Here is a 14,482-nt window from a genome sequence, read left to right on the forward strand (position 1 = left end):
ATTGGGCTAGGGACTAGCCTTTGAGCTTGGGTAAACTTGGAGCAGTAGCTTCATTGACCAAGAAGCCGCCACCTCTTAGGTGGATGGTAGTTCACACTACATTAAGTCCAATCAGGAATACACGGCATTTCAGAAATTGCGCAAAAGAGTCTAATTAACGGCATGAACAACAGGCTTCTATAAGTGAATGCTCCCCACATGGCAGGCAGGTGAGAGGTTAACCTGTTCACGGTATGGGGAGTTTTTGCTATGTGCTTGACTATGACGTTGCGTCATAGTGCATAATTCACTGTAAGAATAGATGACTGGAAGTGACTAAGATGAATATAACAGCACTGCGTTCAGACCACATTTATCAAAAGGTGATTGAGGCCCCGCCGGAGGACAAGCTGGAGTTGTTCCGAAACGAAATGTTGGCTCCTTTTATGAAACAATGGCAAATTCAACAGATTCCTTTTAGAGCGGAAGAAGCAAATGGTTTCGACGTGATTACGTTTAATAGTATGATGAACCGGGCACCTGATCAGATGACTCCGAATATTTTACCTGAGGTCGAGTGGATCTCTGTGAATTCGTTCTGGTCCGGGTGTGAGCAAGCCGTAACCACGAGCCTCCGTCAATTTATCGAACATGGAATAAGTCTTCCTGTATCTGACTATTTATTCACTGTTCAACTGGGAGATCCAGAGAATCGTGCCTTGACTATAAACGAAGGGTATAGCGGCTTTGGAGGAATTCCTGGTTTTATCTGGATTACGCTCTTGCCCAATCAGCATACCCTTTCCCGGATAAAAGCAGCGCTGGCGCATGAATGCAACCATAATGTCCGCTATCAATACATTCAGTGGGACCATGCTGTTGATCTGGGCGAGCTTATTGTAAGTGAAGGATTAGCGGAGAATTATGCCACCTCCCTGTTTGGTGAAGAATTGCTGGGGCCTTGGGTAACTAGAACTGATACGGAAACCCTTAACAGGCGTATTAAGCCCGTGCTCCGCGAGCAGCTTCAACTAACCGGATTTCATCATTTTGCCCCGTATCTTTACGGTGACGAGCTTGCGGAGCTTCAGAACTTTAAGCCGGTCAATATGCCTTACAGTGCTGGTTACGCATGCGGGTATCATCTAATCAAGTATTACTTGAGAAAAACAGGCAAGACAATTTGGGAGGCCACCATAATGCCTGCTGCGCAAATACTGGAAGAAGTAAAGGGATATTGGGATGAAGAAACCATTATTAGCGGTTAAAGAGATCGTTCAGATTACAGGCATTACGGCGCGGTCTCTGCATTTCTACGATAAAATTGGTTTATTTAAACCGGCACAGCTAACGGAAAAAGGATATCGCTTATATGACCGCAGCAGTCTGGAGAAACTGCAAACCATCCTGATCTTGAAGGAAATGGATTTTTCCCTGAAAGAAATTGCGGACATTGTAAAGCTGACCCGGGAAGAACAGAAGCAAGTATTGAAGAAGCACAGACAAACGTTATTAGCAAAAAAACAAAGACTGGAAAATATCATGACAGCTCTGGATGAATATGTTTCAGGGAATGATGTTAGTACTCTGCATATTTTCGACCATTCCCCGATCCTGCCCTTGAAGGAACAGTATGCGAATGAGGCGGAGATTATTTATGGAGAGACAGAGGCGTACCAAGCCTATGATGAAGTGATGGCCAAGATGTCGGCAGAGGATCAAGCGAGATACTTCTCCGGTTTTGAGGAAATATTCAAGCGAATTGTGGCTTGTTCCGGTCAGGAACCTTCCTCTGATGAAGTCCAGCAATTGATTGAAGAGTGGAAAATAATTCTAATTCAATTCATGCCGTGTGATGCGGAGTTGCTAGCTTGTATTGCCCATAATTACAAATACGATGCCCGGTTCAACAACTATTTCAATCAATTCAAAGAGGGGACGGCAGATTTTCTGTATAGTGCGATAATGTACAACATCAGCTACTGACATAACGTTGTCAGGAAGGGTGGGTATAATGAAGACTATATTAACCTACAAACGTGAATATTAGGAGGCTATATTATGTCAGCTATTGGACCCGATTTCATCTCACTTCAGGTCAGCGATCTTGAAGGCTCTGCTGAATTTTATCAACACTATCTTGGACTCGTCCGTTCACAGGCGGGCCCGCCTCATGCGGTGGTTTTTGACACCAAGCCTATTGCCTTTGCACTTCGTGACCTATTGCCGGGTGTCGAACTCAGTACGGGGACTCAGCCTGGACTTGGTGTTGCGCTATGGCTCTATGCCCCGGATACGCAAGCCATTCACGATAAACTCGCAGCAGCAGGCGTGAAAATCACATCCGCTCCCATCGACGGTCCCTTTGGACGTACCTTTACCTTCGCCGATCCGGACGGTTACCTGATTACTCTGCACAGTAAAGGCTGATTACATTAAGACCATATTACTGTAAGTAAATTGCTCCCCACACGGTAAACAGGTGAACTAATAAATCCTGTTGCTAAATGGGGAGTTTTTGTTGGACTGAATTGTATTTTCTTAGAGAAATCAGATGCGAGAGAGTGATTTGTGGTGAATTATTTAAGAGGAGGAAATATTATTATAAAAAAATGGACAATTGCATTGCTTTCATCAGCATTTCTTATGCTATCTTTAACGACTGGGTCTAGTTATGCGGCTGAGATACAAACATCTACAACGATTAACAATGGTCAAATAAACAATGGTCGAGTATTAATCCCCCTACGTGCTGTCTCCGAAAATCTTGGCGCAAGTTTGGAATGGTTTCAAACAGATAAAGTTGTTAAAATCAAAAACGGGAATTCGACGATTTGGCTTGCGGCAAATTTCAAACGTGTGATTATTGAATCTGCTCCATCGAGTGAAACTCCAGATACACCGTCACGGAAATATGTCGATTTGGATACTGCAACACAAGTCATCAATGGAACAACTTATGTTCCTCTTCGTTTTGTTAGTCAGTCGTTAGGGGCAACGGTAATGTGGAACCAACTGTCTAAACAAGCAACAGTAACAGTGGGCAACAAAGGATTGGTTGTTAATATGGAGACCCCATCTGTTCAAATTCCGGAAAAGAATAAAATTTCTGAAGCACGTTTGAAACTTCTATCAGATAAATTAAATCAAGCCTCAAATGTATCTTCAATTAAAAATGTGAATTCAACCTTTAAACCGTACTTCACGGATAAATTAATTAAGTCTATTACTCAGAACAAAGGATTGAAAACAGCGGGTACTTATGAAACGCCTGTTACTTCACCTATTTACACTAGTAAGAATTCCGCCATATTCTCACAATCTGTAATAGTAGCGAATGGTCTTACAGGTGAAGATCAATATGCAGAAGATCGGACAGTCTCGCTAATATTCGCGAACGGAACTTGGAAGGTGGATAGCGTCACCAAGGGGTCTAGAGTTCTGATTTCGGGATTCTCTGATTATCATCCACAGTGAACAGGAGGTGGGGAATTTGAGATCTGGGGTGAAGTGGTTGGGCTTTTTCTTATCCCTACTGGGTATTGGACTAAGTTTTCTGTTTCTGTTTGATAACCCTTACAGTGAGCAGGCGGTATCCAACAGCACCCAAGTGATTGTGGTCCTCATGCTCATTGTACCTTCAGCCGTCATGGCCATTTCAATCTGGCGTGGTCTTCGCATACTTATGGCCATTTCTTTGATCTGGCTGGCACCCTATTCCTTCTATTTCGCGATTGCATCTATTCCGAGCATTTGGAACGTTGTTTTCCTGATCTTATTGGTTCAATTCATAGCTGTCATTTCATTGGCTTCATCTATGTAGACTGCGAGGAGTTCGACCTGAAGGAGCTACGCCCCATCCGCAAGGGGCAGCTTTTTTTTTGGAAAGCGATCTTTATCAATCTTCCAAATCATGCACAACAAAACCGCTACAATCGCCGTCTATACATAAAGAATGGAAAATAGTCTCAAAGGAGTGTGAACCGCAAGTGTTAAAGAAACTGGCTTTAACCCTACTTATGACGACGATGGTGTTCAGTGCAGGCGTAGCGGGTCCATCGCAGGACAAGGCCCAGGCCGCCGGTGCGGGCGCAGTACAGGCCAAGACGGCCGAGCAATTATATCCAATTGAAGTGAACGGGAAATACGGCTTCATCAACGGCAAAGGCAAGGTGGTTATCGAAGCGGTGTACGACGGAAACGGGTATTCAGGGGAGCCCGGAGGGACGGTGTATGTCGAGGACCATGCAGCCAAAAAGCAATATTATTTCAGTTCGGCCGGTACGAAGCTGTTCGAATATAAGCTGAGAGATGCCGGTATTCTGTATAATGACCGCGCGCTGTATACAGCGAAGGTTCAACTCGCCGGCGGGGCCACGGCGACCCGGTACGGGTATATCGATAGCCAAGGCAAGGTGGCCATACAGCCAATCTATGTCCGGGCATTTAATTTCTCCGAAGGTCTGGCCCGGGTCAATATGGGTAAAGCCTCGGGTTACATTAACACGAAGGGCAAGCTTATCGTTCCTTACAGATATAGCTTTACTTCTGATTTCTCGGAAGGCATGGCGGCCGTTACACTTGCCGTTGGCGGCAAATACGGCTATATCGACACCACCGGCAAGCTTCTCATCACCCCAAGGTATGATTACGCCACACCGTTCTCCGGCGGGGCGGCAGTTGTGTATGTGAACGGCAAATACGGATACATCGACAAAACAGGCAATTACCTGATTAAGCCGCAGTTCAGCATGGCCCAGCCGTTCTCGGAAGGTCTGGCGTTCGTCGAGCGCAATGGAGCCACCTTCTATATTAATAAGAAGGGCGCCAAGGTCATTCAGGGATTCATGGCTGGAGGTTTGTTCAAGGGTGGTCTGGCACCGGCAAGCCCGGGGCAGAGGTACGGCTATATTAATACCTCCGGACGCTTCGTGGTTAAGCCGCAACTCTATTGGGCCGCTGATTTTAAAGGCGAACTGGCAGAAATCACCCTGCTGGTTCCAGATACCCGCGAGGAAATCAGAGGTTACATGAACCGCAGCGGAACCATCGTCTGGCCGCCGGCTTCCGAGCTTCCGGGCGGAGTGGTGAAACCGTAACTAAATCAATCAAGGGTAGAGGAGGCAATAATATTCCATGGGCAACGACTTATACAGAAAACTAGGGGCAGCCTTTCTGATTACGGCCGCATTAATCTACACGATCGAATGTGTAGGTACATTGATCGCCCGCAGTCATGAATTTTCTGCGTTATACGAAGCCAACTTGTTGAGTTTCCAGCCTAAAACTCATATCGCAGGCTTCTTCGATAATCTCTTTGTGCCAATCCTTACGTTAATTGGTGTGATACTATTCGTATACGGTTTTCCGAAGAAAACAAAATAGGAGAGTGAACAGCGATGAACAGTGGTGAAAGGTTTTCGAACCGGGTCGATTCCTATTTGAAGTACCGCCCAAGCTATCCACAAGAGGCTATTGATTATTTGTACGACAATATTGGTCTGCGCCCGAACAGTAAAATAGCAGATATCGGTTCAGGCACAGGGAGCCTGTCCAAGCTGCTTCTGGAACGCGGCAGCGAGGTCATCGCGGTCGAGCCCAATCAGGCCATGCGTGAAGCCGCAGAGCAAAGGCTCAACAGCAACCCGAGCTTCCAGAGTAGATCAGGGTCTGCGGAAGCTACCGGGTTACCGGATCAGTCGGTTGAGTTTATTGTCTGTGCGCAGGCATTTCACTGGTTTGACCGGCAAGCCGCGCAAACGGAGTTCCGCAGAATACTACAGCCTGGCGGGAAAGTCATACTCATATGGAATTCCCGGCTTACAAACGGTACTTCATTTCGTGAAGAGTACGATCAGCTGCTTCACACCTACGGAACCGACTATGAACAAGTGAATCATAAAAACATTTCTCAGGCGATGCTTGTCTCTTTTTTTAAAGAGAATACGATGCATAAAAGCCAGTTTGAAATGACTCAGGAGTTCGATTTCGAGGGTCTGAGCGGCCGGCTGTTATCCTCCTCCTATAGCCCTGTGCCCGGACATCCGAATTACAATCCGATGATGACAGAGCTGCAGAATATATTTGACAGGCATAATCAGGGCGGTGTGGTTCCATTTGAATATGAGACTGAGATTTTTTGGGGAGAAGTATAGTCAAAGGGTATACACATGATCCTTAATATCCGCCCAGGCCAGCGTTCCATCCGGCATCCAGCCCAGCAGTGTGCCTGCGGCCACGAACGTGAAGGACCGCTCCTGTGTGTCGTAGACCTGAATGGCGCCTGTGCCGGATTTGAAGGCTGCGAATCGGTTGTCGGGTGACCAATTCAGCCCGGATAGCAACAGGTCATTATGCGGTTGCCGCTCATGCTCTGCGAGATCCTTCTTTAGCTGGTCCGTGATCCGCTGATCCTGCATCGCCGTGGACGTTCTGCTTCCGGTGTTGTAACGGACTTGTCCAAGCGGGTTATGCTCACCTCTGTCTGCGGGAAGGATCAGATTTGAATCGTCCTCCCAAGTCAGAGAATAGACGAACAGGAAGCCGTCACTATGGGAGATGAAGGCGGCGTTCTGCTGCGAATGCAGTATTTTCCCCTTCTGATCCAGCACCGTCAAGTCCGCCCCAGGTCCAATGTATTCGTCATGAGCAGTTAATACAGCTATGCGCTTGCCGTCAGGCGAGGAGGACATGCCGTAGACCGGCTTGCTGAATACATGAAGCTTCGTACGGGTGAAGCCCTTCAGGTCTACCCGATACAGCGTCTTATTGCCCGAGATCATATAAGTGAAGTCCCCATAGAAGCGGTCAGAATACATCTCATGGTAACCATAGTCATTGCCGTAGGCACCCTTCTCCTGAGCAAAAACCGGAATCTCCAGCGCCTCGCCTGTCAGGGCGTGCACCAGATGATGCTTCTCCTGTCCGTAGAACAGATAGGAAGGGGCAACCGATTCCCGGGTCTGAATGGACTTGATCCAGCCCGTGTTCCAGGCAGGTACTACGCGCCGGGTACCGGAGGTGACGCCTTGGAACAACAGACTGCCCTCGCCGTCTCCAGCTCTGATCACTACCGTGTTACGGTACGGCTGCTCCGTGCTGGCATACTTGCGCCCGTCTGTGGTGACGGCTTCATCCAGATTGAACGTCCCGGACCAGACACTGCCCTCATCGAGATGCAGGCGGATTTGCACAAACCGCGGGGACTCCCATTCCAGCGTGTAACGGAATTCAGTCTCGGGATCACTGGTCTGCAGACTATTCTTTATCGCTTGCTCCAATGATTTTTTATCGATATCGCTGTTCGACTTCACTTGTATCAGTTGTCCACCGCCGCCGATCACTTTCAATTGCTCAATATAGAGCAGCGGCTCCTCCTCGCTTGAAGGTGCTGAAGTGGTAGGTGTGGCTGACATAGCCGTGGGTGACCCTTCTGCGGGTGAGGATGGGGACGGGGAAGAGCCGTTCACACCGGCCTTGTCTGCCCCCTGACACCCTGAGAGCAGAGCTGCCGCCAGCACAATTGCTGCCATATAGCGCATATAGAAACCTCCTGTAATGTTCGATTGTCCTATTGTTTTCAGAGAATAGATAGATTTTCCATATTGTTATGGACGCGGATGTTGCACAGAAGTTGCAGATGCGGGTTTGACTTCCATTCTCTGGATGGCTACCATGGAAGCAAAGATCTGGCTGTTATGCCACAAACAGAGGTGATCCTAGATGATAAGAGAAGTAGAGATGCAGACTCATTCCTTGAAGGAAATGAAAGACTTTTATGAGAATACTCTTGGGCTGGCGGTATTCCAGGAACATCGGGCATCCTTCAGTGTACGAGCGGGCGAGTCCAGTCTAACCTTCAATGAGTCTAACCCAAGCAGACAGCCGAAATATCATTTTGCGTTCAATATTCCTGAGAACCAGATCAATGAAGCGTTGCGCTGGATCACTCCAAAGGTATCTATCATTCCTAGTGAGGGCCAGAAAGTTGTGCACTTCGAGTCTTGGAATGCCGATTCCATCTATTTCTACGATCCGGCAGGTAATATTGTAGAGCTGATTGCCCGGCACAATCTGAACAATTCCGCCAATGAAGCCTTTTCTCCAGCCAGTCTGTTGTGTGTAAGTGAGATCGGTCTGCCTGTACCCGATGCAGAGGAGGCGCTGCTCAAGCTATCCCGGGTAGGGATCGTTCCTTGGCAGGATTATAGTAACCAGTTCGCTGCTGCCGGTGACGAGCATGGGCTCATTATTGCTGTGAAGCAAGGCCGGGTCTGGTTCATGTCTGATCAGGAGGAAGCCTATCCGCATCCGCTAACGATCAGGACAGATGTCTGCGAAGTGACGCTGGATGCTTCAGAGGGGTTGAAGGTCCGGGGGCTTCGTTAAGCTAACCGAACAGAATGAATATAAAGGTACAAACATATAAGAATAAACTAAGCAAATGAACCTTTTCCCCGCTCCATTTGTTTATAACTTGTCAGGCTCTGAGTAGTGAAGCTTAACAACCAAAGCGGGGGGATTACAGGTGTCTATGATATTGGCAATGCATATTGCTACACATCTGCTTACGGGCAGTTTTATTGTATCGATTGTGCTTATGCGCAAGGCGATTTCTTTTAAGGAAAAAGTGGTTTTGCTCGGACTGACCTCGTTCCTGGGAATTGTGCCGGATCTGTTGGGGAACAGGTATGTATCTCCTTGGTCGCATTCCATTATAGTCATGGGGCTGGTTATGGTTCCGATTGTGTTCCTGTTCAGGCTGCTGCTGAAAAAATATTCGTATACCCAGTTATATCTGTGTCTAGCGGGGGGTGTGCTGGGGCATATTCTGGTAGATTATTTGGGACATGGGGTCCATTTGGTCTATCCGCTGTCCAGCGAAGCTTATACGCTGCCCTTGATCTATCTTGGTGATCCTACGGTTTGGATGCCTATGTTAGTGGGGGTTATGAGTTTTGTGCTTCCGGTGTCGTTGGGCAGAAGACGGGTGCTTAGTTCGGGTTGTGCTGTGTTTCTTGTCCTGTATCTCAGTCTTAAGCTTGCCATGCTAATGCAACTGGAACAAGGGCTTCCGCGTAAATTCACACTCACTCCACAGGCAGCCGTTCAGGTGTATCCGCTCGGGGATTATCAGGTTCACAAGCTGAGTGATTTTTGGAAAATGGGGTTTGACGTCATCGACTCCCAGCGAAGGGTGCTTGGGGTGTTGCCTGTCTTGGGCGGAGAGGTCCGTTTAGACTTGAATATGATCTTTGCCGTTAAGAGTGACGTTGTCCGCAGCAAGACGGGAAAAGACGGGCTGGAGCAAGTATACCGGAAGCTCCCTGCCGGGGATGAGGCTTCATTTGAAGTGATGGAGGAGAGCGGGGAAGGGCCTGCCGGAGAGATTGTTGCACGGGACCGGGAGGGGAATCCCCGTTATTTCATCTATAAGGATGGAACTTGGGTGGAAGAACAGAGGGAATAGACAATTGCAAAGTAGGGGGCAGCACGTGGAAGACATTCAAGCATTTATTCAAAAGCTAGACTGGGAAACACCTGAAGCCGAACAAGCGGAGGCTATGGGTCCATCAGCCAGCCCTAATATCTTAATGCAATCTTAATGTCTTTGCGTAATCCTTAACGCTATATTAATGCCGGACATGATATGTTGAAGGTCACAGAACATTCTTCTGTGGTCTTTTTGTTGTGTCCGAGAATGGGAGCAGATGGGGTACAAACAAGATCCTACAAATAATAAGCGAGTGGTGAAACCGAGTGATTTCATTTTTAAAACGATTTTTAATTGGCAGGCCCTTAAAGTCCAGTGAATTGGGAGAGCAAAAGTTAAATAAAAAGAAAGCGCTGGCTATACTGTCTTCAGATGCGCTGTCATCCGTTGCCTATGGGCCGGAGCAGATTCTGATTGTTCTGGTTACGATTGGGGCAGCCGCCTTCTGGTATTCGATCCCGATTGCGCTGGGTGTGTTGATCCTGCTGACCGCGCTCATTCTGTCCTACCGGCAGATTATTTTTGCTTATTCCCACGGCGGGGGCGCCTATGTGGTGTCCAAAGAGAACCTGGGCAAGTATCCGGGGTTAATAGCCGGCGGTTCGCTGCTGGTTGACTATATTTTAACGGTGGCTGTAAGTATTTCGGCGGGTACGGATGCCATCACCTCAGCGTTTCCAAGCCTGCATGAGCATAAAGTGGTGATTGCCATTGCTTTTGTGCTTCTGATCACGATTTTGAACTTAAGAGGGGTCACGGAATCTGCCTCCGTCCTCGCTTATCCGGTCTATTTATTCGTCCTGGCCTTATTCATCCTGATTGGTACAGGTCTGTACAACATCTTGTCAGGTAACGTTCCGGCAGAACTGCATACCTCACTGGGTACTCCGGTAGCGGGGATCAGCCTATTTCTATTATTACGCGCATTCTCTTCCGGGAGCTCTGCGTTAACGGGGGTCGAAGCGATCTCCAATGCCATACCGAATTTCAAAAGCCCGGAAGCGTCCAACGCCTCCAAAACCTTAATTGCCATGGGAGTTTTACTGGCCGTGATGTTCTCAGGCATTGTGGTGTTAGCCTATTATTACGGGATTGCTCCCCGTGCTGACGTCACTGTGGTATCGCAAATTGCCGAGCAAACCTTTGGCCGGAATGCGATGTACTATTTTATCCAGGGAACGACTGCATTAATCTTGATCCTGGCTGCCAATACCGGTTATTCCGCCTTTCCATTGCTGGCTGTGAACCTTGCCAAGGATAAATTCATTCCGCGAATGTTCACCATGCGGGGAGACCGGCTGGGTTACTCCAACGGTATTATCATATTGGGTGTTCTGTCCATGGTTCTGATTTATGTCTTTGAGGGGAAAACGGAGCAGCTGATTCCTTTATATGCTGTAGGTGTGTTCATTCCCTTTACGTTGTCGCAGAGCGGGATGATGGTGAAATGGCTCCGGGAAAAGCCAGCAGGCTGGGTGCAAAAGTTCATCATCAACACCGTTGGCGCTCTAATCAGCTTCGTTGTGACGATGATGTTCTTCATGACCAAGTTTACTCAGGTATGGCCGGTATTTGTCTTTCTGCCGATTCTGCTCCTGGTGTTCCACCGGATTCATAAGCATTATGAGGCCATTGCGGACCAGCTTAGAATTACTACCTGTGAGGAAACGATCAAGATTGAAGGCAATGTGATTATCGTGCCGGTCGCCGGAATCACTCATGTCGTGATGAACTCCCTGGAATATGCCAAGTCGCTGTCTCCGCAGCAGATTATAGCCGTCTACGTGCCCTTCGAGCGGGAAGATGAAGCGGTGTTCGAGGAGAAGTGGAGAAAGTGGCAGCCGGACGTAAGGTTAGTAACCCTATATACTCCTTATAGAAGCATTGTACAGCCGTTGACCAAGTTTATTGATAAAGTGAATTGGAAGGCCGCAGAGTTGAACCATAGGGTAACGGTAATTATTCCACAGTTTATTCCAAAGAAAGGCTGGCATAATATCCTTCATAATCAATCGAGTCTGCTGATACGCGCCCGTCTGCTGTTCCGCAGCGATGTGATTGTCACTACAGTGCCTTATCATTTGAAAAAGTGATTGAGTATAAAAAGCCTGCACCCCCATGCCGGGAGTGCAGGCTTATTGCTGTTATTAAGTTCGTTAACTTAGCCTAGCTTAAGCAGCCTGCTTCGCAGGCAGCAGACGGCGGATCAGCTTCGCCAGCTCCATCACAATGACTGCGCCTAGGGCGAGTCCGGTGGCGGTCAGCCAGTGGTTCATCCCGAAGGTGGCAGGGATCGAGAAGATCTCTCTGACACCTGGCAGGACCGCAATGCCGTAGAAGGCAAAGCAGATCAAGACCGCGCCGATTACATATTTGTTGCTGAAGAAGCCGGCCTCCACAGAGGTCTGGCTGTTGGAGCGGGCAGCGAAGGTCTGCAGGGTGCGCGCCAGAATCAGCGTGGTGAAGGCCATTGCAATCCCCATTTCATCCGAATGCTGCAGCCCGATATACTGGGAGATAATCACGGCAATCCCGATCAGCAGACCACGGGTGATCACTGCCTGCATCATCCCGCCTGCAAAAATGCCCTCGCTGATGTCCCGCGGCTTGCGGCTCATTACATCCGGCTCGGCCTTTTCCATGCCCAGCGCAATCGCCGGGAGGGAGTCGTTCGCCAGGTTAATGAATAACAGCTGAATGGCCGTGAACGGATTGATCCAGTCGAAGATCAGGGCGAACAGGATGGCGATAATCGCACCCAGATTGCCCGCGAACAGATAGGCGATTGCCTTCTTAATGTTATCGAACACTGTCCGGCCAACAGCCACTGCATTGACAATCGATACGAAGTTATCATCAGTTAGGATCATAGCCGCCGAATCCTTGGCGACATCGGTTCCGCTGCCCATCGCAACCCCAATATCGGCCTGCTTCAGGGCCGGGGCATCATTGACGCCGTCCCCGGTCATGGCGGTGATTTTGCCCTTACGCTGCCACGCCCTGACGATCCGGATCTTGTTTTCCGGGGAGACCCGGGCATACACGCCGATCTGCTCCAGTCTGCTGTCCAGCTCTTCGTCGGACATGGCATCCAGCTCCTGGCCGGTGACGGCGATCTCATGCTCCGCCATCAGTCCGATGTCGCGGCCGATCGCCTGGGCCGTAGTCTTGTGGTCCCCGGTAATCATAATTGTGCGGATACCGGCTTTGTTGGACTCGGCAATGGAGCCATATACAGCCTCGCGCGGCGGGTCAATCATCGCCGACAGGCCGACCAGCACCAGATCCTGCTCATCGTCAAGCCCCACCTCTGTCATGGTGTCCGGCACGTTCTTATAGGCATAAGCAAGCACGCGCAGCGCTCTGCTGGAGAACTGTTCATTCGCTTCATTGAAGTTTTCCAGGACCTCTGCCGTCAGCGGAACCTCCTGACCCTCGAGCAGGACATGGGAACATCTGCTGAACAGGACATCCGGGCCGCCTTTGGTCAGCAGGGCCTTCTGTCCTTCGAACGTATGCAGCGTGGTCATTAGCTTGCGTTCCGAATCGAACGGCAGCTCGGCCTCGCGCGGGAAGTTATCGCGGATCTCGCGGTAATCCCTGTCCTTGCTGTTGCTGAAGGCAATCAGCGCTACCTCAGTGGGGTCGCCCAGCTCTTTGCCTTCCTCATTAATGTTGGAATCGTTACAGAGCACAGCAATATGCAGCAGCTTGCGGGCTTCCTCCGACCAGTCATCGGCCTTCAGCTTGAACTGCTCCTCCGGTCCTCCGGGGAGGAAATAATCCACAACCGTCATTTTATTCTGGGTCAGCGTCCCGGTCTTGTCCGTACAGATGACACTCGTTGATCCCAGTGCCTCTACAGCAGGCAGCTTACGGATAATAGCATGCTGCCGGGCCATCTTATTCGTGCCCACGGAGAGTACAATGGTTACGATAGAAGACAATGCCTCGGGAATAGCGGCAACGGCTACTGCTACAGCGAACATCAGGGCATTCAGAATAGCCTCGGTGGTATCCACCGTATCATTCGAGAGCCAGACGCGTGCGGCCTGAATGCCGAAGATTAGCACCGACAGCAACAGGACGGCGATCCCCAGCTTTTTGCCGAAGCTCTCCAGCTTGCGCTGCAAGGGCGTCTGCTTGGCTTCGGCACTCTCGATCAGCCCGGCAATCTTCCCGAGCTCGGTGCCGAGTGCCGTTCCTGTAATGACCAGCGTTCCCCGGCCATAGACGACTAGCGAGCCGCTGAAGGCCATGTTGCGCCGGTCGCCCAGCGGAGCCTCCTGCAGGATCGGGTCGGTATGCTTATCCACGGCTTCGGATTCGCCGGTCAGCATGCCCTCATCAATCCGCAGACTCCCGGATTCAATAATCCTTCCATCCGCAGGCACATAATCGCCAGCTTCCAGGAAGACGATGTCGCCCCGGACCAGTTCCCTTGCCGGAATCGACAGTAAGGCCCCGTCCCGCATGACCTTGGCTTCGGGTGCGGACATTTTGCGCAGGGCGTCTAGTGAGCTCTCCGCCTTCCGGGTCTGAACTACACTGATTACAGCATTCAGAATCAGCACCACGAAGATGATAACGGATTCCATAATATGTCCCATTACGATCTGAACGGTAGCCGCGATGAGCAGCACAATGACCATAGGATCTTTGAAATTCTCCAGAAACAGCTTCCAAAGCGGGTCCTTTGCTTTACCCTTCAACTCATTGTAGCCTTCCTTGGCCAGCCGGTTGTCTACTTCAGCAGACGTAAGCCCGCTTGCGGAACTGTGGACTTCTTCCAGGGTGTCTGAACTATTGCGGCGGTAATACTCCATCAGGTACAAGCTCCTCTCCCGTGTTTCTTTGTCTGTATGGTTCAAATCTACGTTAGGAATGATGACAAGTTTCAGCATTCTCAGCTCGGGCGACTAATTACTTATACCCCAATAGGCCATAGTTAGATAGAATGAATGAAGATAATTATTCGTTAATGGTGAAAAATATTTCGTAAAGGCAGGG

At 49.4% G+C, this 14,482-nt stretch carries 13 protein-coding genes; 11 read left to right on the forward strand and 2 right to left on the reverse strand.

Annotated elements, in window-relative coordinates; all coding sequences use genetic code 11:
• Positions 1 to 320: 320 nt before the first annotated feature.
• From J2Z70_RS21570 to J2Z70_RS21605, 8 genes are all read left to right on the forward strand, one after another.
• The gene (locus tag J2Z70_RS21570; RefSeq protein ID WP_209876655.1) at positions 321 to 1,247 is read left to right on the forward strand and encodes a DUF2268 domain-containing putative Zn-dependent protease; all 927 of its coding nucleotides are present in this window, start codon (positions 321 to 323) and stop codon (positions 1,245 to 1,247) included.
• Positions 1,222 to 1,965 (forward strand): MerR family transcriptional regulator, encoded by a 744-nt coding sequence (locus J2Z70_RS21575; protein ID WP_209876657.1) that lies wholly within the window; start codon positions 1,222 to 1,224, stop codon positions 1,963 to 1,965. Before J2Z70_RS21570 ends, J2Z70_RS21575 begins: the two co-directional genes overlap by 26 nt.
• Positions 1,966 to 2,040: 75 nt before the next feature.
• Positions 2,041 to 2,409, forward strand: coding sequence for a VOC family protein (locus J2Z70_RS21580; RefSeq protein ID WP_209876658.1), 369 nt, complete (start codon positions 2,041 to 2,043; stop codon positions 2,407 to 2,409).
• A 144-nt stretch (positions 2,410 to 2,553) separates the two neighbouring features.
• Positions 2,554 to 3,456 (forward strand): stalk domain-containing protein, encoded by a 903-nt coding sequence (locus J2Z70_RS21585; protein WP_209876660.1) that lies wholly within the window; start codon positions 2,554 to 2,556, stop codon positions 3,454 to 3,456.
• A gap of 16 nt (positions 3,457 to 3,472) precedes the next feature.
• Positions 3,473 to 3,802: a hypothetical protein gene (locus J2Z70_RS21590; RefSeq protein ID WP_209876662.1), complete on the forward strand. Its 330-nt coding sequence runs from the start codon at positions 3,473 to 3,475 to the stop codon at positions 3,800 to 3,802.
• A gap of 166 nt (positions 3,803 to 3,968) precedes the next feature.
• Positions 3,969 to 5,078 carry a WG repeat-containing protein gene (locus J2Z70_RS21595; protein WP_209876664.1) on the forward strand — a complete coding sequence of 370 codons (1,110 nt, stop codon included), beginning with the start codon at positions 3,969 to 3,971 and terminating at the stop codon, positions 5,076 to 5,078.
• A 37-nt stretch (positions 5,079 to 5,115) separates the two neighbouring features.
• Entirely contained in the window at positions 5,116 to 5,364 is a 249-nt protein-coding gene (locus J2Z70_RS21600; RefSeq protein WP_209876666.1) for a hypothetical protein, read from the forward strand.
• 14 nt (positions 5,365 to 5,378) lie between these two features.
• The gene (locus tag J2Z70_RS21605; protein ID WP_209876668.1) at positions 5,379 to 6,134 is read left to right on the forward strand and encodes a class I SAM-dependent methyltransferase; all 756 of its coding nucleotides are present in this window, start codon (positions 5,379 to 5,381) and stop codon (positions 6,132 to 6,134) included.
• On the opposite strand, the gene J2Z70_RS21610 is transcribed toward J2Z70_RS21605, so the two are convergent.
• A complete protein-coding gene (locus J2Z70_RS21610) occupies positions 6,135 to 7,520 on the reverse strand; it encodes a WD40 repeat domain-containing protein (protein ID WP_209876670.1) in 1,386 nt (461 codons plus the stop codon). It abuts the gene before it with no gap.
• Positions 7,521 to 7,719: 199 nt separating this feature from the next.
• On the opposite strand from J2Z70_RS21610, the gene J2Z70_RS21615 reads away from it, so the two are divergent.
• The 3 genes from J2Z70_RS21615 (at position 7,720) to J2Z70_RS21625 (ending at position 11,565) form a co-directional block, all read left to right on the forward strand.
• Positions 7,720 to 8,367: a VOC family protein gene (locus J2Z70_RS21615; RefSeq protein ID WP_281068253.1), complete on the forward strand. Its 648-nt coding sequence runs from the start codon at positions 7,720 to 7,722 to the stop codon at positions 8,365 to 8,367.
• 145 nt (positions 8,368 to 8,512) lie between these two features.
• The gene (locus tag J2Z70_RS21620) at positions 8,513 to 9,448 is read left to right on the forward strand and encodes a metal-dependent hydrolase (RefSeq protein ID WP_342593044.1); all 936 of its coding nucleotides are present in this window, start codon (positions 8,513 to 8,515) and stop codon (positions 9,446 to 9,448) included.
• A 290-nt stretch (positions 9,449 to 9,738) separates the two neighbouring features.
• Entirely contained in the window at positions 9,739 to 11,565 is a 1,827-nt protein-coding gene (locus J2Z70_RS21625) for an APC family permease (RefSeq protein WP_036730481.1), read from the forward strand.
• Positions 11,566 to 11,643: 78 nt separating this feature from the next.
• On the opposite strand, the gene J2Z70_RS21630 is transcribed toward J2Z70_RS21625, so the two are convergent.
• A complete protein-coding gene (locus J2Z70_RS21630) occupies positions 11,644 to 14,298 on the reverse strand; it encodes a cation-translocating P-type ATPase (RefSeq protein ID WP_209876834.1) in 2,655 nt (884 codons plus the stop codon).
• Positions 14,299 to 14,482 lie beyond the last annotated feature (184 nt).

Origin of the sequence: Paenibacillus silagei (genome assembly GCF_017874735.1) — a bacterium.
Taxonomy (GTDB): Bacteria; Bacillota; Bacilli; order Paenibacillales; family Paenibacillaceae; genus Paenibacillus_AQ; species Paenibacillus_AQ silagei.